The organism is Sediminibacterium sp. C3 (assembly GCF_000508085.1).
Lineage (GTDB): Bacteria > Bacteroidota > Bacteroidia > Chitinophagales > Chitinophagaceae > Sediminibacterium.
Map to the genome: position 1 here is coordinate 1,281,499 of NZ_KI669560.1, position 19,848 is coordinate 1,301,346.

The following is a 19,848-nucleotide window of genomic DNA, read 5'->3' on the forward strand; positions in this document are numbered from 1 at the left end:
AAGGGCTAGTCATATTCTTAAGCAGCATATTTTTTTTGCATTTGGCTTTGCATGCCCAATGGGTAAATAAAGATATTAATAGAGAGTTAGCCATTACGCAGCAATTATTGGGTAACGATAACGATTCGGATTCAATTTTATACCAATCCAAACAAATCATTAATAAAAAGAAACTAAAGATAGAGCTACTACCCATTGGGATGACACATCTTTATCATTCTGCTTTACCAACTGGCTATAACTTGGGTTCGGTCATTGCAGCCAAAGGATATCAGATACAAGTTACAGGAGGCTTTAAAGCAAGTGTTGGGGATAAATGGAAGGTCCAATTGAATCCGGAATGGGTAGAAGCCAAGAATCAGGATTTTGAACAGCTATCTCAAACATTAGGAGATAGGACTTGGGCTGATTATTATCGCTTCGCCAATAATATTGACCTGCCAGCTAAAATAGGAGAAGGCCCATATTCCAGAGCATTTTTAGGACAATCCTTTATCAAATACCAGTGGAATAAAAACTGGGAAGCAGGCATATCTTCTGAAAATATATGGTGGGGGCCAGGATGGAAGAATGCGCTTATCATGAGTTACAATGCACCAGGGTTTTTGCATGCAACCATCAATACCCGAAAACCAATTGATACCAAATGGGGCAAAATTTCTTTTCAATGGATAGGCGGAAATCTAAAAGAGTCTGGCGTATTGCCAATGCGCATCAATAGTGTTTACAATGGTAATTTTGTCTACCAACCCAAGATGCAGGAAGACCGTTTATTAACTGCCATTCATCTAAGCTGGACACCCAAATGGACGCCCAACTTAACCTTGGGTTATTCGGGAGCTGCTTATTTCTACGCCAATGATTGGGGAACTAAAGCCAGTTTAGGGGCAATTTATGCCAGATACCGCATGCCTGAAGATTTGGCGGAACTCTATATGGAGTTTGGTGCATTAAAGGATTTCAGAAGAGCCTATGTTACCGGATTCAGAAAATTATTCCCTACTACTAATAATGCCCATATTCAGTTTGCTGCTGAACTAACGCAGATGCAGGCACAGACAGCAGAATTAATCCGGGACCCTAATAGCTGGTACACCAGCGATAAAGTCAGACATGGCTATACCCATTTAGGGAGAACTATCGGGGCGGGTATTGGTCCCGGTAGCAATAGCCAGAACATTGAAATTGCCTGGGTAAAAAAGAACAACAAGATTGGATTGCAGTTTGAAAGACTAAGACACAATAGCGATTTCTATTATTTTGCTTTTGAACGAATTGGAGATTTTAGAAGACATTGGATCGATCTTTCCTCTAGCGCTTTTGCCAGCTGGCAATTCAACAATATCTGGATTAATGCCAGACTGCAATGGATGCGAACCTTTAATTATCAATGGTTGATTATTCAAACAGAGCCCAATAATTATTTTCAACCGGGTAATGAATATCGCAATATTAGCGCATCCCTCTCGGCCATTCTCCGCCTGTGAGGAACAACCATATCCCTCCTGCTATAAAGGCTGCCAGCATCCCGCTCAAAGCTTTTACCCACCAATTTTCTTCTGTTGAATTCAAGGGTAAATCTGGATAATCCACCACTTGAACGGTTGGGGTTTCCTGTATCATCGCCGTCTTACTGATTTCCAGGTTCTTGATAATCTCTCCATAAATAGTAGATTGTACATATTTATCCCTGGAAGAAATTTCAGCAGACACAGTTGGGGCTGCATAAACCGGATTTACATTCAACAACAATTTATTGGTTTCTGCGGTTGAGTAGGTTTTCCTGTTCAGCATCAATTCCAGGCTATCCGCCTTGGCCTGTAAGCGCAGCACATTAGATTGCAATCTTCTGGTCTTGGTATTTACATAAAAATCAGTAGCCACTTTCAATAAACGGGTACAGAACAATTGGCTGAAATTTTCATCCTTGCTGATGACACTGAGTTCAAAAAAGCCCAGCTTTCGATCGGGCTTTAATACCGATAAGTTCTTTTCTGTAATTTTCTTAACGACTATTTTTAATAAACTATCCTGCAAGCGATCCATTTTCTTCCCAACAGGAAAATCAATCCACTTACCCACTTTTTTCTTGCCCTCCCATTTCTTCTTTAGATCTTCCGTTTCTGCATACACATCTGCCAGACTTCTTTTTCCATCATAATCAGTAAGCAGGGTTTGTTTAATCAAGGTCCCGCTCTTTAAAAGCTGTAACACATTGTCTCCCGCCAACACCCCACTGGTGCCCGACAAACTTCCCAAATCAAATCCAAATTGACCTGCCAGGGCAGACATTAAATTTCCGCTTCCCGCTTTGGATTCTTCTACCACAAAACTGGTGCGGGCAATATATTCAACGGGTTTTGCCCAATGATAAATCAATCCCCCCCCAAATCCAATAACAGCCAGTGTAAATAGGAATTTCCATTTAGCTAAGAGAAGGCTAATAAAAGCCTGAATCTGTGCCTGATAGGGCTTGGTTTCAAAAGCAGGATCTTCGGGTAATATCTTGGATTGCATAGGTTGTTTTTAGTTCCTTAAAATACTTACCATACTCACAATGGCCGTTAGGATACCGGTTAAAGCTGACAATTCAAAAACAGTTAGTCCTTTCTTTTCATTCGGATTGATTTCAGGTACGATGATTTTACTGCCTGGTTGTACTTTGGGGTAGAAGCGGACAAACAAAAAGGATTTGATTTTCTTGTTCACCCCATTGCTGTATTGGATATAGGCTTTTTTCAGGTTTCCCTTATCGGTAATACCACCTGCATCTGAAATATACGACCTGAATCTTCTGGACTCAAAAGCAAAAATCTGCTGGTTAAATACCTGTCCCTGCACTTCCACAAAAGATTCATTTCTCGGAATATGTATGCTATCGCCGGGTAATAACAAGAATCGCCCATCGCTTCCCATTTCATTCTCTGATAAAATGGTTGTGGCTACTCTTAACTTATTGCGATACACTTGTGCATTGGCAAATGAACCATTTGGCGTTACCCCCCCCGCTCTTTTAATAATTTCCTGTACGGTTTCGTCTCTTCTTTCCAATGAATAGTCTCCGGAATACAATACTTCCCCTCTTACTTTTACACCCCCTAAATTTCTATAGTTCAACAAACGGGGAACAAAAATATAATCCTGTGGTTCCAATAATGCCTGTGTGCCCAATCGCTTACTCAGGCTGGAATCTACTTCCACTTTAATCAAATCAATGAGTTTATTGGCTAGTGTATCCGATTTGTTTTTTTCCAATCGGGATATTTCAACTTTGTGCGTGGCCGCATCATTGGTAAATCCACCTGCCAGTAAAATGGCATCTTCCACTGAAATCCCTTTTTTGAAACTAAATGTTCCTGGGTTTTTTACATTGCCCCCTACGGTGATGGTGAATTTGTCTTCCATTTGGTCCTTGGCGTAAATATGTATGGAATCATCTTTTGCCAGAAGAATATCAGCTGTTTTGCCACTCAACAAATCGCTTACTTCAAAACTGATAATGGATTGCTCATAACTCTGAGGGTTTCTTCTGAAAATAGCAGCACGGTTGGTATAAGCTTTTTCCAGAATGCCGTTGGCTTTCTGTATTAGTTTCACCAGGCTTAGATCTTTAGTGAGTTCATAGTTGCCAGGTCTGTTCACGGCTCCGGCCAAAATTATCCGGTTATTGTAAATGGTAGGTACTTTCTCTATATAGATGGAATCGGCATTGCGGGGAATAAAATAGGCAAAATCGGCAGCAGGTACATCTCTTAATACCCGCTCTTTGCTGTTAATCTGCACCACTTTCACTGCATCCTTAAATGCAGTGTCGCCCATGCCTCCGGCAATAGTAATTAGATCCTGCAGGGTTTCTTTTTCCTGTAATTCATAAATGGCTGCTCTTTTAATTTGTCCGTTTACCGATACCCTTTTTTGATATACGGGAAAACGTATTATATCCTGGTGTTCCAGTTGCAGCGTTTTAGACATTGTCCCCTTTAATAGGAATTCATAAAAATCAATTTGTGCAATTACTTTGTTATTGCGGATGAGTTCAATATTTCTCAATGACCCATTCGCAGAAGGCCCCCCCGAAGCATACAATACATTGAAAAGATTGGCAATAGAACTCACCGTATAGGTACCTGGTTTTTCTGCCTCACCAATTACATGGATTTGCATCGACTTCACATTGTCTACCGTTACCAGTACCTGGGTTTTACCAGAGCTTATAAAAGGGTAGGCAATTTTTAGTTTCTGTTTTATTTTTTGAGTAGCCTGTTCCAGGGTTAACCCATTTAAGTTGACCACCCCGGCGTAGGGCAGCAAATAATTACCTTCTTTGGAAATGGTATTGGTAAAATCAGTTTCATTGGCACCTGTAATGGTAACGGTTAGTTCATCACCTGGTCCTACCAGATAATTTTTGGGAGGCGCCATCGCAAAATTGGCTTCAAAACGAATATCAGGGTTACTGAAAAAATCATATCCAAAATAAGGGGAAACTTTTTTTACCTGGGGTACGGCCAATATCCAGCTGCTATCTCTTAAAAAGCCCGCAGTATCCCGAATACTATTCTGTGCGCTGAACGATGATTTATTGGCAGTTTGTACCTGTATCAATCTTTGTTTGAATTGATTCACTTCAGCTGCTGACAATCCTCTTTTTACTAATTCTTCTATGGCTTCATTTTCAGACATACCTGCTTTCTGGGCACGTTGCCACAATTGGGTAATCTGCTTATCAGACAACTGAGAAACTTTAAGCGTACTGGAGCCAGGTATTTGGGCCCTTACAGCAATGCTGATTCCAAGGAAAAAGAACAGCGTTATGCAAAATATGATCAGTGTACGATTCATCAATTTCATGGTTATTACATACATGGTACGAATATCGGAAATAATGGTCAATCCCCTTAGAATCCATAGCGGAAGCCTAAGAAGCCCTGGGTAAATCCATTGTTCTGGGTACGGTAACTGCCGGTAATATATAAGTTATTATATAGTTCGTATTGGCTCTGCAAAAACAACTCGCTCTGGTTAAACATATAATTAAACAGGAATGGCGGTTGGGGTTGCTGAAAATATTGTTGGTCCAATGTACCTGCACCTCCTTTTCGGATATATTGGTATTGAGCCAATAGTTTTAAACGGGGGATCGGGGTGTATTTTACATTGAACAAAAAACGGTCAGCATTACTACCCATCCAGTCGCCTAAAGAGTAACCAAAATGGGTATAATTCTGGGCAGGCAATAAATTACGGTATACAAAGGGATTGATTCTGGTGTATTCCACCGTAGCGGTTAAATAGGGTAGCCCAATATCGGTTACACTGGCTCCCAGTGTAAAGCCTAGTTGGTTGCGGCTTTTTTCACTGTTGGCAATGGCGCTCAGTCTTACTTCATCAATAAAAATGGTTCCGTATAAATGGGTGTTTTTAATATTGTTTCTGGAGCTGACACTTAAGAATAATTGGCTATTGGCACCGGCATTGATATTGTTATTGGCTGTTTGAATTTCAAATGCTTTAAAAAAGGAAATGGGGATTAAATAGCCTGCATTCAGTTGATCACTGTACACGACGGATTCTCCCAGTGAAACATGCAATCCTCTTTTGATTCGGATGTCTATGCTATGCTGGACCATGTATTTATTAATGTATTGCTCCCTTCTACCACCGTAGGTGGTGGTACCCGTATTATAGGTTCTGCTGGAATCAATTAAATCAGAGTTCAGCCAGGCATGGGTATAATTGAAACTCAGCCAGGGCAAAGGTCGATAATCAAATCTTAAATAGGGATAAGTAGGTGCTTTATTGGATAGCACAATTCTTCCGTTTTCTCCATACCCATAAGACAACTGATCCTGTCCAAATCCAATGCTGCCATTCTTAAACTGGTAATAAATACCCGCTCTTAGCTGAGAATAGTTATGGCTTTTTTGGTTCAGGGCAATCCGTGTAGAATGACCTGTTTGCGGGCTAAAACTCCAGGTAGTATCAATACCCTTTCCCTTTTCATTTACATCATTAAAGGAAAGATAGAAACCCCAATGTTTGCCTGCATAGCCGTATAAATTAAATCCGGAACCGTATTGGGTAACAGACTGGTCTTTGCCTTGAAATGTGCCGTATTGCAAAATAGGGTCAACGCGCATGCTAAAGTCCTTGCTCTGCAAAGCAATGGATCGGAAACGGCCAAAAGGGTCTTTGGTAAAATAAGTATTTCGGTTCTCTGCTGATCCGTCTGGAAGCGGCTTCCCATCTGTAAAGTCTCTGAGATAGAATTCCAGTTCTTGTTTTTCAATCTCACTGAGTTGTTGCGATTTGGTTTGCAAACTGTCCAGACAGGCTTTGATATATACTCTGCTTAGTGGTCTGATGAGATCATGAAAAGCAACCAATCCCTTCTGGTCCATACGGCTCAGGTAATTGTAGACTTCATTCTGAGAATATTCAGTGACAATCTGTGCAGTGGCAGGTAGGTTATAGAACGACAGTATAACTAAAGTGTAAAAAATGCGTTTTCTCAATTGCATGAATGGTATTTTAATAGGCATTCTGATCGCCTCTGATCATATTAATGATGGTTTGTAAAATAATCTGACAATCAAACCAGAATGTCCAGCGATGTATATAGTACAAATCAAAATTCACTCTCTTCTGCATAGAACCGGGTACTTTGGTTTCTCCTCTGTATCCATTCACCTGGGCCCATCCGGAAATACCCGGTCTCACTACGTGTCGCAACATATAGTTGTCAATGGTCTGCATCGATTCTAAGTTGAGTGGAGTAGGGTGTGGTCTGGGTCCAATCACCGACATATTGCCCAATAGCACATTCCAGAATTGGGGCAATTCATCCAGATTGCTTCTTCTTAAGATGGCGCCTATAGGTGTTATACGTGGATCGTGTTTATGTGCTTGCTGATATTGTCCTTTTTCGTCTAGATCCTTGCTTTCCTTCACCATCGTTCTGAACTTATAGCAGGTAATCTTTTCATTGTTCAGTCCCCATCTTTCCTGCGTAAAAAATACCGGCCCCTTAGATGTGAGCTTGATTAATAAAATTAAAATGGGGAAAAGCCAACTGGCAATCAGTATAAAAAACAAAATAGAAAATACAATATCAAAACTTCTTTTCAGCAAACGGTTGGCGGCTTTATCTAGCGGCAGCTCACGAATATTGATCACCGACAACAAACCAATATTATTTACCTGCAAATTGGAGGAAGTGTATTGTTCAAAATCGGGTAAGATCCTGGTTTGCGTAGCATACTGATCACAGATATCAATGCACTCTTGTATTTCTTTGTTGCGGTGCGTAGGTAAGGCAATCACCACTTCATCTATTTGCGTTTCCTTAATGGTTCGGGCCAATTCCTTTACGCCTCCCTTATAGGGGCAACCATTCATTTTGGTTACCTGATCATCTAAGAATCCCACACATTTGTATCCGTAATAATAGTAGCGGTTAATGGCTTCGTAAAAATCCTGTGCTGCAGGAGTAACGCCTACAATCAGAATATTGTCCAGCAATTTCCCATGCGAAATGGCAGAGTGTAAATATTTCCTGATAATGTATTTGGTAAAACTTAGCAGCACAAATAAAATACCATCCAGGCTTACAAAAAAGTTGGTACTATGCTCCCTGCCTAAACTATCCCCAACAAAGAAAAAGACAGAGCTCAGCATGATCGTATAAAGCCCCAACGTGTAAATAATGAAAATAATTTCTTCTGAATATTTATTGGATCGGCGATCGGTGTATAAATGAGAAAAGTTGGTGGTAATATACCAAACCGTAATAGCAATCAGTACAAATAAATAGGTTGTCCACTCATTGTTCCAGATACTATTATTGAGGCTGATGGCAGAAGCCAACAGATAGGACATGCCCACAATGGCCCCGTCTGTGATATAGCGAATAATGGAATATTGATTAATTTTTCTGGGCATACTTTGTTCGGAAATCCTTTATTTATTCGCAAATTTTTGTTTAAGTAAAATAGGAAGAATAGCAGGAGCTTCCACAAAATAACGACGAAACAATCTTCGGGGCTCCTTTATAAATCGGTACAACCATTCCAGCCCATTTTTTTGCATCCAGACAGGTGCTCTGTTAAATTTTCCAACCGCTACATCCAATGCACCGCCAATCCCAATATTCAATACGCTTTTGAGTTGAGGTAAGTTTTGGGCAATCCAGTAGTCCTGCTTGGGGGCGGTTAAGCTCACCCATAAAATATCTGGTGCTGCCGCATTAATCATTTCCACCATTTTCTGGTTCTCCTCTGCACTAAATTGGGCTGCATAAGGAGGACTATAAACGCCTACCACTTCTATACCGGGATACTTTGCTTCCAGTTGTTCCTTGTATTGTGCGGCTACTCCAGGGGCTGACCCTAAAAAAAATACGGTATACTTTTTTTGATAAGCCCGCTCCATGTATTGGGGCAATAAATCCAGACCCGTTACTCTTCCCCTTAATTTTTGTTTTCCAATAAAAGAAGAAGCCCAAATCAGGGGCACCCCATCGCATAGGGTAAGGTCTGAATCGTTATAAATTTTTTGCAGCCTGTTGTTTTGGTAGGCCCATACGACACAGTTCACGGGGGTCACACAAATTTGCCGGGGCTTCTTTTCGGCAATCCATTGATCAAATAAATCCATGGTCTCATGCAGGGTAATATCACTGATACCCGTACCCCCAATATTAATCTTGGGAATCCTTCCTTGCTGCTGCTCCTGAAATGTGTTTTGCCCTGGATTCAAAATGATACAACAACTTTAAAGCGTTAATATGCTGGTTGATGGTATAAGACCGCTGAAACCGACCGTATGCAGCCTTAGAAAGGGCATCTTTGGTTTCGTTGGAACGGGCTTCAAATATACTAATAACCTCGTTTAGTTGATTGGTTGGATTTATAGCGTATAAATATCCGTCTTCCTCATGGGAAATCATGCCCCGCATATTGGCAGAATCTGCCGAAATCACAATCGTACCCTTGCTCTGGGCCTCAATCACAGTCATAGGCTGCCCCTCGAACCAGCGGGAGGGGAGAATCAATGCTGCACAGGTCTGGTAGAGTTGTGCCAGGGATTCCCGGGGGACGGCAGCTAAGTATTCAATATTTGATTTGTTATGATTTTGTGACTTTTCATGAACGGCACCTTGATTTTGATCCTGAATCCGCTCTTTAACCCAGTCCGCCAACGGTCCATCTCCCACAATTTTCAGAGGCTTTCCATTTTGAATAAACGCTTCTACCAAATCACGGATTCCCTTTTCCTCACTTAACCGACCTACATACAAGTAAAAATTTTCTCTTTGCTCAAATGGGATAGGGGTAGCATCTGAAAATCCCAGCAGAAAATTGGGCTTAGCAAATATTTTTTCCTGGGGGATGCCGCTGTTCAATAAAAATTGTTCCTGCAAAGGATTGATAACAATGTACCGGTCTATTTTATTCGAAAAAGTTTTAAGCTTTTTATGGAAACCATAGGAAGCTGCCAGCACCCTGGAAAACAAACCTGAATTTTTAAAACATTTTCGCTCAATCCCTGCTGTAAAATTTTTATCATCATAGCACTTTGTACAAGGCTGGTTGTTATAATACATAAATCCATTCAGGCAAAACAGGCGGTAATTGTGTATGGTTAAAATTGTTTGCGCACCAGCTGCTTTGGCTGCCCAGAATACAGAAGGTGAGGCACGGTAATAAAAATTATGTACGTGCACCATTTGTATCCGATGTTTTTTAACCAGTCGGTACACTTTGTAAAAAGCAGATAGGTTAAAGAACAACTGAAAGGGATACTGAAAAATGGGTCTTAGCCCTGCGGATTGATTTTCGAAATACAGAGGTACAACGTTATAGCCCGTATTTTGTAAATAGGAAAGTTCCTGTGCTACTACCGTGTCTTCTCCTCCTTTGTTCAGGTAGCGATTGTGTATCAGTAGTATACTAGGCTTTGCTTCCATATTTTTTCCTGAGCCCTACAAAAGGTTGTTCAATAAAATAGTAAGACCCGATGGATAATAGTAAAGTTAAGGGCCAGAAGAACAACTGCCATTGCCAGCTCCATTCCTCAAAATAATGATTCCCCAGTTTAGCAGCGATCCAATGAAACAAATACAAGCTATAACTGATCTTCCCTACAAAAATCATGGCAGGGTTGCTCAGGATATTTTTGATCCACGGGTTATTGAACAAGCCAATGGCTGGAATCGTCAGAAATAATCCTATGCCCTGCAAACTATAATGCAGGCTTTGTCTGAATCCTTCGTTTCTAATAACAAGGGACAACAAAATGAACAAAATGCCCAGAACGAATACCCAGGTATTTTTTATTTGTTCTATGTATTGTTTGCTTTCAACACCAAATAAAAGGATGGCTGCCAGACAGCCCCAGATAATGGAATCCAATCGGGTATGGGTAGAGAAATAAATGCGACCGGCAGCGTCTTCAACAGCAGGATAGAATTGCTGATAGGTAAACCAGCGAATGGCGAGGCTGGCGATGCAGAGTACCAAGAGAAACCATGCAAATTTTACCAACTTTTCATCATTCAGTTTCGCTTCGCTGGATTTTATAAAAAACTGCAGCAGCAAAGGAAATGCCAGATAAAAATGTTCCTCCACAGACAAAGACCAAAGGATATCCAGAATTCTTCCCGGATCTTCCACAGGCGTTCGGAACCAGCCTATATAATAATTGGTATAATAAAAAAGGGAAGCCCAGATATCGTTCATCGGCAGTGCATACTGCATAATCTTGGTGGCAATCACACTGCAACCAATCATGACCAATAAAGCAGGGTACAAGCGGAACAACCTGCGCAAATAAAAAGAACCAAAATCAATCCCGCCTTTTTCCTGCATTTCAGCCAACAGCAATCGCGTGATTAAAAAACCACTCAGAAAGAAAAACAGCGTAACACCAAATTTTCCGGGAATAATATGACCCAGCCCTGCATGCGACAAGACTACAAAAGCAATGGCAATGCCTCTGGCACCATCTATATAAGGTATGTAGCCTGTTTTATGCGTTGCCATGGGCTGCTTTTTTAAATACTTCAATCAATTCCTTGCTTGCTTTTTCCCAGGAAAAATACGCCAATCTTTTTTTGCCTTTTTCTTTTAAAAATTCCTGTAAAGCAGCATCAGTTAGTACTTGCTGCATAAGGGTTGCCAATGCATGTACATCATTGGGATCAAACCCGAGTACTGCATCACCACCTACTTCAGGCAAACAGGAATTATTCGCAACCAATACAGGCAATTGGTAACTGAAAGCTTCCAGCACTGGAATGCCAAAGCCCTCGTTATAAGAAGGGAATACATAGAGGCTGGCTCCTGCATATACTTTTGCCAGATCCTCATCCGATAAATATCCGGTACAAATTACATGTTTTGAAAGCCCCAATTCGCCAATGGTTGATTCAATGGCTTCTGTGTCATCGGAAAACATTCGCTGATTTCCTGCACCTGCCAACACCAGTTGATAATTCAGATTGGACGTATTTAAAAATTGGCTGAATGCCCTTAATAGAAAGGGGATATTTTTTCTTTTTTCCCATACTCCAACGTGCAATAAATAAGGAGCTCTTATCTTTTTGAAGTGAGTTGTAAAATCTTCTTCTTCTTCTGTAGACTTCTTTACAGCGTTAAAAGTTTCTCTTTCTTCTGTTTTATTGGATAAACTTTTTGGCCCTGGATAAATGGGTACAATTTTCGATAAAGGAATATCAACAAATGCGTTTATTTTATTTTTCGCATACTGCGAAGTCGTAATGATAAACGCTGATTTCTTTGCTGCAGGTAGTGCAATCGTTTTAAAGAGTTTTAGCCATAGCTGATTGTAATGTTGTGGATATTCAAAGAAAAATGCATCATGAAAAACCTGGACATTTTTAAAGCCGGGTGTTAAAAGGGGTGCAAAGTAATCGTTGCAAAATAAAATATCGGCTCTCTTGAAAAATGTTTTCAAGGGTAATAAAATCTGTTTCCATAATTGAAACACAAGGTGATTGCCAATAATCCCTATTCTGGTATTTCTGGAAAACCGAGGAAGTCTAGGTGAAAAAAAAACAAATTCAATTGTAGGATCCTGATGTATTAAAAACTGTTTATAATATTCCTCCAGAATTGTTTTCTGACCTGTTTTGGCAAACTGTAAGTCCAGAAGATCTACCGCAATTGTTACTTTATCTCTCCCCATTACTTCAATTTTAAAGGATCTTCACTTTCATACCAACTCATGGTGTTCAATAAACCTGCACAGAACCAGGTAATATAGGAGATATATACATAGGATTCTGTGTTTGCAGTAAAGGTAGGAATGATCATGCCTATTTTTACCAATAAAACACAGAGGGCAAGTTGCTTGATTTTCCCTTTTTTCTGTTTGAATTGCTGAATACTCAAGCGAATCAATCCAATATAAATAGCCAGATAAATAAGTACGGCAATAATACCTGCCTGTACACCAATAATGACTAACTGGTTTTCTCCACCAATATTATCACCTACTGCTCCTGATACTCTTCCCGACATACCCAACCCCAATCCCAATGGGCTTGAAATCATTGCTTCCACACCATCCAACCATTGTACTACGTGGAATGCACTGGAACTGTCACTGAAATTGATGGTGTTGATGATAAATTCATAGATGTCGCCTTGTAAATAAAATAAAACAGCAATGCTGATTGCAGCAACTCCCGCGTAAAATAATTTCAACCATTGTTTTTTATGAGTGATGATTGCATATACATAAAAACAAAAAAATAACTTACAAGGGAAGCACGGGAAATGGCTAGAAAGATAGATAGAATGCTAACAACTATAGCAATCCTTCCTAATTGATTAGGTATAAAATCCTCATTTCGTTGTGTGTACAAAACCAAAATAGCAGCAAGTGTAAAAATGCTATTCACACCCAATTCCAAAGGTCCTCCATAAAAACTTGCATATCTTTTGAGCCCGTTACTGGTTTCAAAAGTCCAGCTTAGTCCGTAGTTTCCAGTTGGTTCGGTATCAAAAAAGCGAACATGGAATTCAGCATAACCCGTTAAGGTTTGCAAATGAGTATTAGTAAAATATTCGCCTAATAAAACGATACCCGCAGCAATTGATACCAGTAAAATATGACTGAAACTGGTTTTTAGATTGACCAGTTTGGGGTTCATCAGTCTTCCTGTAAAATAAATAAACGGGAAAAAGCTCAGGCTTTTCAAAGCTAGAAGCTTTTGAACGAATCCATAATTGCCCAATGGCAATACCAAATAAATACTGGTATAAATAAAATAGAAGAGAACCAGTTTGTCTATCTGGGTAAATTGTATTTTTTCAGTTTGATGGTAAATCAAATAGCCCAGGGTGCTAATAACAATGATTTCCTTAAATCCTTGGAACAAAGTCATTAGATTACCCAGCCCCAGCTGGTTCAACAAAGACAATGCCGTAATATAGACGGGCAATCCAAAAACAAAAAAACGAAGGATTAACTGAGGTTTATGCTGAATCAGCTGATGCATGGAATAGAGAAAGGAAAATACGTATGCACATGAGATGATATACAGCATGTTCGTGAATTATTTTTTCCAGAATCCGTACATACCTTTTTCTAATTCATATTGATCCCACTCTTTTCTGGTTCTTTTAGGTTGTTGCTGAGCCCAATTCCACATGATTTGCAAACCCTCTTTTAAAGGCGTAATATCTTTATACCCTAAGATGGTCTTAGCTTTTTCATGTGTAGAGTAAGCATTTATTACTTCATGTCTTTCTTCCAGGTGTTCTATTTCGGCCCCACCTACAATCTCCTGCAATTGATAAGCAGCATCAATTACTCTGGTTTCAATAGAACTACCCAGATTGATGATTTGTTTGGAAGCCTTTTCGTTAACGGCACATTGCCAAAGTGGTTCTAAACAGTCATCAATAAAAGTAAAAGCTCTTTTCTGATGCCCTTTGCCAATTACGGTAAAAGCCTCGTTGTTGAGTTTCTGATACATCCAGATACCCAAAACATTGCGGTATTTGTCCCAGATATTCTGATGTTGGCCATACACATTGTGCGGCCTCACAATACACCAATCCAGGCCATGTTGCTCTCCTGCAATTTGTATATCCATTTCGCAGGCATATTTTGCTACACCATAAGGATCTACCGGATTGGGTTGGTGAGCCTCGCTGAAGGGGGGAGTGCCAATTCCATATACAGCCATGCTCGAAGTAAAGACCAATCTTTTTACGCCGTATTTAATACAGGCATTCACTACATTGGCAGTGGCAACCAAATTATTGGTATAATTAAAACAACGAATAAACGGGCTCAAGCCTTCAGCAGCATATGCTGCCAGGTGATATACATAGTCCACGTTTTGGTTTGCAAGCAATCCATCCAATGAATCGGTTGACAAATCAAGTTGTGTAAACTGAACTTTGTCAGGAATGTTTTCTGTGTAGCCACCAGATAAATTGTCAACCCCAATTACTTCATAGGAAGGGTGTTTTTCAATAATGTATGCCGCCAGTCGGGATCCAATCATGCCTGCAACCCCTGTTATCAAAACTTTCTTCATGCTTTTTGCTTATTCGTATTGGATGGAACCTTTTATTCCGTCCTTCACACCATTTACAATGGCCATGAATTTTTTTGGCCTTCTACGGACTGCAAAATACCCTAAAATGAGCGTAGTATAAAAAAAATTAAACAGGATTACCGTTGGAATTGCGTACCAGGGAGTGTATTTTTTCTGGATCCAGATTCGGTTTCGCTGGTTGAGATAATGAACGATGGGATTAACGATTCCTTCTTTATCTTTTACCTTTTTTTTGTTGGATGATCCTGCTATATGGTAAATGATAGAATCAGGAATATAGACCAGATCGTAGCCTTTTTGCCGAATTCTGAAAGAGAGATCTACATCTTCAGAATAGATAAACATGTTTTCTGCCAATAACCCTGTCTCTTTTAGCACAGATGTTCGAACCATAAAAGCGCAACCTGTAATCCAGCTCATCTTCTTTTGCTTCAAATGTCTGGGTTTGGGTAGTTGATTTTCTCCGCTGGTATTTGCCCATCCTGTAAAATAGTTGAACCCATTGCCCCCATTCCATAAAAGAGTGCGGTCGTGGTTAAAATAAATACGGGATTGAACAGCTCCTGTTTCCGGATTTGCTTCCAAGTGTGCTACCAGTGGTTCCAGAAAATCGGGTTCAACAAATGTGTCGTTATTCAATAACATGGCATAGGTGAAACCATGTTCAATAGCATACCGAAAGCCAATATTATTGCCGCCTGTAAATCCTTTGTTGTCCGGAGAAAATAAAACGATAATATCCGGATGTTCAGCCTGTAAACGTTTGCCTGATTCGTCTTGGGAACCGTTGTCTACAACGATGATAGAAAAATCAGCCGAACGGGCTTTTTTAAGCGATTGAATACAATCGTTGGTAAAATCAAAACTATTCCAGTTTACTAAAATGATGGCTATTCGGTTGGATACAATTCCCTCGTTCATTTGATTCTTTATACTAATTATAGATAGCCGTGATTTTTAAGTTATCAATTGACCAACTTTTACTACACAAATTCCCGGCACTGAAGTTGACATCTTGTAAACTAATTTCCAGTGAACCAGTGTGCCCTGTTATGTATTCAATTTTATACCAGCTGGTGCCATTCGAAAGATTTTGTTTAGCACATACGCCCGGGAAAACACCCCATGAATTGGCTAATGCTGGGTTATTGATCATGTTGTTTTGATAATCATTGGGGAAGGATTGAGGATTACTATCATTTGAAAAGGTTGTAACAATTATTGGGTTGTTATGCAACTTCATTTGCCAGATGTCAGGAAACTGGCTGCCAGGTGCAAGAAAGTTACCCTTCCAGTTGTCATGAAGAAATAAATCAAACTCAATTTTTACCACATTATGTTTTGGAAGACTGTCTAATTTAAAAAGTATTGCATTATCCCTAAAGCGCCCAAATACTTTGTTATTATTAAAATTATATATAGTTGATGTGTCTACCCTTCCAGCAGAACCAAATACAACTAATTGATGGCTTGAGTCCCCTTCGAAATCATTGAAATAAGCTGTCTGTCTTTGTGTAACATTTTTTGAGCAAGCAGAAATTACCATAACCAGCAATATCATTCCGCCCATAATTCCAAAATGAAACAAATTCTTACGAGTCATGTTATCGAAGGTACAATTTTATCTATTTTGCGTCTATGAATTTAATTCAAAAGATACTCCAAAGTCCGATAATGCAGTCACAGCCACTTGTTTTGATTGATATTGGCGCTTCTGGTGCTATTCATCCAATCTGGAAACAGTTGGCACCCTATGCTACCTGCATTGCTTTTGATGCTGATGAAAGGGACTTTGATCCAAACCGTTCTGAGAAGAAAAGCTTTCAAAAATTGCTGATAAAAAATAGTTTGGTAAGTGATACTATTGCCAAAGATCAGCCCTTTTATTTAACGGCTTCTCCACATTGCTCCAGTTTATTAAAGCCAAATAAGTCTTCGCTAGCCAATTGGTCTTATGCACCTTTTTTTGAAGTGATAAAAACCCTCCATTTTAATACTACCACTATTGAAGCTACGCTGCAGGAATTTGGTATAGAATATATTGATTGGTACAAATCGGATTCGCAGGGCATTGATTTACGATTGTTTAAAAGTTTACCGGAAAACATCCGCAATGGAATAACGGTTGCAGAGTTTGAGCCTGGTATTGTAGACGCATATGAGGGAGAAGATAAGCTAAAAGACATGTTGCAGTATCAGGAAGAGAATAATACGTTTTGGCTGGCGAATCTAAAAGTTAAGGGGCGCGTGCGAATGCCTTCTGCTGCTTTTCAGCAATTGGTGCCCAATGGTTTCTTGCAAAAAGTGCTTAGTCAAATTGGACCTATTGCTCCGGGATGGGCAGAAATGACTTATTTGAATGCTTGTAAATCGCCTGAAACCCAATCACAGAGGACATTAATGGTAGCATGGATTGCGGCTACTCTTCTAGGGCAGCATGGTTTTGCTTTTACCCTTGCCGAAAAAGGCATGGACTTTTATGATGATTCCTTGTTTTCAGAGATGAAAGCCTATTCAACCAGGAAATTAAAAGGCAGCTTTTTTACATTTAAATATTTTAGTTGGATGATGGAAAAGATGGGGAAATGATATTTGCGCTACTTTTTCGTAGGAAGTATAAGCTGATTGGGATAGAAGCTAATTCTACAATTACGAGGTAATATCCAAATAATTCACTTTGGTTGGTATAAATAAAAAATGCAGTAGAGACAAGAACAAAGACTAATAGGCATAAGCTGTTTAGAAATATGAATTGATATTTATTTCTTATTAATAGCTCGATTGTGTTCATAGAATTCATGGCTGCAAATAAAGGAGCCAATGCAATTGAACGAATATAGAGAGCAGCAGAATCATTTTGTTGTCCTGCCAATAAATGTACTATGGATTCATTGAACAAATAAATAACTATGGTTATTAATAAGAAGGAATAAAATAATAGTTTATTCATTTTGATTTTAAAATTAGTCCAGTATTCTTTTTGGTTTTCATACATTATTGCTGCTTTTGGATATAATGCACTTGAAAATGCCACTAATAAAATCCGAAAAGAAGAAATGAGCTTGTCAGCTAAAGAATATGCACCAACTACTATGGGGGTGCTCACAAGTGGTAATAAAATCAGGAATAAAGACTGCTGTAAGTGTACAGTTAAGTTGTTGCAGACAAGAAAAAAATTTGTTTTTATTATGTGCAAAATGTGTTGAATATTGAATGCAGGAGGAATTAGTTTATTTTTCTGAATTGCATATAACATTAGTAATCCGAAAAAAATAAAATTTCCAATACCCATATAAAAATTCACCATCCAGGCCGGTGTTAAAGGATTTATGAATAATATAATTAAAGCAAATGAACACAGTTTGCCTAAAAAATTCCCCAAATTATATATAGTTAGTTTTTCAATACCATTAAAGTAAAACAATGGGTTAATTAATTCTGCAAGGATTATAGGAGTGGAAAATAGTAAATACTTGATCTGTTTATATTCAAAAATAAAAAGTATGATTGGAAGGACACTTGCAACTATAAAAAGCGTAATTCTTGTATAATAGATGTTGTAAAATAGTGTTTCAAGAATGGATTTATTGCTTTTATTAATTGCGATATCTTTTATGCCAGATAAATTTGTACCGTAATTAATAAACAATCCAATGAAACTTGCGATTGAAGTTGCCACGATAATATAACCAAAGGATTCTATACCAACCAGCCTGATAATAATTGGAAATAATATCAATTGGATTAATATGTTCGAGGCTTGAATAAAGCCAAGGTTGACAAAATTTGCAAATAAGCTAGTATTTTTTTGAGTAAATTGTATAATCCTTTTCTTGTTCATTCTTATTAATAGGCAATTACCTAATAAATATCTGATTTATCAATTTTTAAAGAGAAATTCAATTATAATAATTCTTTCTGTATTTTCAATTTTTTGATGATTCTAGTGCCATTTTTATGGTTTTACAATCTTTAAAGCAAATCAATAGGAAACTGATATGAAACAGATTGGTCGATTTTTTCAGAAAATGAATGTCAGAACCCTATACTTCAATTTTAAGTATCTACCCTTTAATCAGGCTATTAAATTGCCAATACTACTATCGAGTAATCTTTGTCTAAAAAAATGTTCTGGTCAGATTTATATAGATGCACCCGTTAAAACGGGTATGATTCAAATAGGTTTTGGAGATGTTGGTTTATTTGATAAAAAGAAATCAAGAAGCATCTGGGAAGTTTCTGGAATTGTTCGATTTAAAGGAGAATGTCATATTGGGCATGGAAGTAAAATTTCAGTTGGACCAAAAGGGAAATTAATCTTTGGAAAAAATTTTTTGATGACAGCAGAATCAACTATTGCTTGTTTCCATCATGTGGAATTTGGCGATAATTCTTTGTTGTCCTGGGATATCTTAATAATGGACACAGATTATCATTCAATCATAGATGAATCAGGTAAGGTCGTAAATCCTGATAAGCCAGTAATTATTGGCAGTAAGGTATGGATTGGCTGCAGATGTTTAATTCTAAAAGGAACAGTTATACCCAATAATTGTGTGATTGGGGCTAATACAACCGTAACGGGTACCTTAGAAATTGAAAATGCATTATATGCAGGGAATCCTTGTAAACTCCTAAAACAAAATATAACTTGGAAACTATAAAAATCATCAATCAATCCAATAATCCCTTACCCGAATACGCTACTTTGGGTTCCTCGGGGATGGACATTCGCGCCTATATGGAAGAGCCGATGGTCTTACAGCCCTCTGCCCGTGTGTTGGTACCAACGGGTTTGTTTGTGGAGATTCCTTTGGGCTATGAAATTCAGATACGACCCAGAAGTGGACTGGCCATTAAGCAGGGCATTACTTGTTTGAATACACCCGGCACGATTGATGCAGATTACAGGGGAGAAATCAAAGTGATTCTGATTAATCTTTCTTCGGAGCCGCAGACCCTAATGCCCGGCGACCGCATAGCACAAATGGTCTTGCAAAAAGTAGAGCAAATTCAATGGGTTCCTGCTACGGAATTAGCTGCCTCAGATAGAGGTACAGGAGGATTCGGCAGTACCGGGAAAATTTGATTTTTGAAGCATATTCAAATTCTCGTTAGCTAATTTTTGCGCAGCAAAAATTAAATGCCTCGAATTTATATATGCTTCAAAGCAAACTATTTCCTTGCTTAAAGGAGTGAGCGGAAATTTGGCATTTAAGATTTTCCGAAGGAAAAGATTGCAGCCGAATTTT

18 protein-coding genes are annotated in these 19,848 nt (G+C 38.9%); 4 read left to right on the forward strand and 14 right to left on the reverse strand.

What is annotated here, in order from left to right; translation table 11 throughout:
• The first annotated feature begins 41 nt into the window (after positions 1-41).
• Entirely contained in the window at positions 42-1,487 is a 1,446-nt protein-coding gene (locus F777_RS0105915; RefSeq protein WP_026751229.1) for a capsule assembly Wzi family protein, read from the forward strand.
• Here the strand turns inward: F777_RS0105915 and F777_RS0105920 are convergent.
• The 13 genes from F777_RS0105920 to F777_RS0105980 are packed head-to-tail and all read right to left on the reverse strand — an operon-like array spanning position 1,453 to position 16,157.
• Positions 1,453-2,517 carry a hypothetical protein gene (locus F777_RS0105920; protein WP_026751230.1) on the reverse strand — a complete coding sequence of 355 codons (1,065 nt, stop codon included), beginning with the start codon at positions 2,515-2,517 and terminating at the stop codon, positions 1,453-1,455. The genes F777_RS0105915 and F777_RS0105920 overlap by 35 nt on opposite strands.
• 9 nt (positions 2,518-2,526) lie before the next feature.
• On the reverse strand, positions 2,527-4,842 hold the full coding sequence (locus F777_RS0105925) for an SLBB domain-containing protein (RefSeq protein ID WP_161631490.1): 2,316 nt from the start codon (positions 4,840-4,842) through the stop codon (positions 2,527-2,529).
• 56 nt (positions 4,843-4,898) lie between these two features.
• Complete coding sequence (locus F777_RS0105930) at positions 4,899-6,521, reverse strand: hypothetical protein (protein ID WP_152530871.1); 1,623 nt, start codon at positions 6,519-6,521, stop codon at positions 4,899-4,901.
• A 10-nt stretch (positions 6,522-6,531) separates the two neighbouring features.
• A complete protein-coding gene (locus F777_RS15910) occupies positions 6,532-7,941 on the reverse strand; it encodes an undecaprenyl-phosphate glucose phosphotransferase (protein WP_051408465.1) in 1,410 nt (469 codons plus the stop codon).
• A gap of 18 nt (positions 7,942-7,959) precedes the next feature.
• Positions 7,960-8,757: a WecB/TagA/CpsF family glycosyltransferase gene (locus F777_RS15915; RefSeq protein ID WP_051408466.1), complete on the reverse strand. Its 798-nt coding sequence runs from the start codon at positions 8,755-8,757 to the stop codon at positions 7,960-7,962.
• On the reverse strand, positions 8,699-9,967 hold the full coding sequence (locus tag F777_RS0105945) for a glycosyltransferase family 4 protein (protein ID WP_026751233.1): 1,269 nt from the start codon (positions 9,965-9,967) through the stop codon (positions 8,699-8,701). Before F777_RS0105945 ends, F777_RS15915 begins: the two co-directional genes overlap by 59 nt.
• Positions 9,951-11,042, reverse strand: coding sequence for an acyltransferase family protein (locus tag F777_RS0105950; RefSeq protein ID WP_037369165.1), 1,092 nt, complete (start codon positions 11,040-11,042; stop codon positions 9,951-9,953). Before F777_RS0105950 ends, F777_RS0105945 begins: the two co-directional genes overlap by 17 nt.
• Complete coding sequence (locus F777_RS17200; RefSeq protein WP_051408467.1) at positions 11,029-12,207, reverse strand: glycosyltransferase family 4 protein; 1,179 nt, start codon at positions 12,205-12,207, stop codon at positions 11,029-11,031. Before F777_RS17200 ends, F777_RS0105950 begins: the two co-directional genes overlap by 14 nt.
• The gene (locus F777_RS0105960; RefSeq protein ID WP_026751235.1) at positions 12,207-12,728 is read right to left on the reverse strand and encodes a hypothetical protein; all 522 of its coding nucleotides are present in this window, start codon (positions 12,726-12,728) and stop codon (positions 12,207-12,209) included. The genes F777_RS17200 and F777_RS0105960 overlap by 1 nt, the downstream gene beginning before the upstream one ends.
• On the reverse strand, positions 12,725-13,573 hold the full coding sequence (locus F777_RS0105965; RefSeq protein WP_152530872.1) for a hypothetical protein: 849 nt from the start codon (positions 13,571-13,573) through the stop codon (positions 12,725-12,727). The genes F777_RS0105960 and F777_RS0105965 overlap by 4 nt, the downstream gene beginning before the upstream one ends.
• Before the next feature lie 9 nt (positions 13,574-13,582).
• Complete coding sequence (locus F777_RS0105970) at positions 13,583-14,575, reverse strand: NAD-dependent epimerase/dehydratase family protein (RefSeq protein ID WP_026751237.1); 993 nt, start codon at positions 14,573-14,575, stop codon at positions 13,583-13,585.
• Between the two features lie 9 nt (positions 14,576-14,584).
• Positions 14,585-15,517, reverse strand: coding sequence for a glycosyltransferase family 2 protein (locus tag F777_RS0105975; RefSeq protein WP_026751238.1), 933 nt, complete (start codon positions 15,515-15,517; stop codon positions 14,585-14,587).
• A gap of 13 nt (positions 15,518-15,530) precedes the next feature.
• Positions 15,531-16,157, reverse strand: a complete 627-nt coding sequence (locus tag F777_RS0105980; protein ID WP_152530873.1) for a hypothetical protein — start codon at positions 16,155-16,157, stop codon at positions 15,531-15,533.
• 113 nt (positions 16,158-16,270) lie between these two features.
• Between F777_RS0105980 and F777_RS0105985 the strand changes: the two genes are divergently transcribed.
• Positions 16,271-17,185, forward strand: coding sequence for a class I SAM-dependent methyltransferase (locus F777_RS0105985; RefSeq protein ID WP_152530874.1), 915 nt, complete (start codon positions 16,271-16,273; stop codon positions 17,183-17,185).
• Here the strand turns inward: F777_RS0105985 and F777_RS0105990 are convergent.
• Positions 17,154-18,437: an oligosaccharide flippase family protein gene (locus F777_RS0105990; RefSeq protein ID WP_026751241.1), complete on the reverse strand. Its 1,284-nt coding sequence runs from the start codon at positions 18,435-18,437 to the stop codon at positions 17,154-17,156. The two genes, F777_RS0105985 and F777_RS0105990, sit on opposite strands and share 32 nt — an antisense overlap.
• Positions 18,438-18,624: 187 nt before the next feature.
• Between F777_RS0105990 and F777_RS0105995 the strand changes: the two genes are divergently transcribed.
• On the forward strand, positions 18,625-19,260 hold the full coding sequence (locus tag F777_RS0105995; protein WP_235785892.1) for an acyltransferase: 636 nt from the start codon (positions 18,625-18,627) through the stop codon (positions 19,258-19,260).
• Positions 19,248-19,685, forward strand: coding sequence for a dUTP diphosphatase (gene dut, locus F777_RS0106000; RefSeq protein ID WP_026751243.1), 438 nt, complete (start codon positions 19,248-19,250; stop codon positions 19,683-19,685). Before F777_RS0105995 ends, dut begins: the two co-directional genes overlap by 13 nt.
• Positions 19,686-19,848 lie beyond the last annotated feature (163 nt).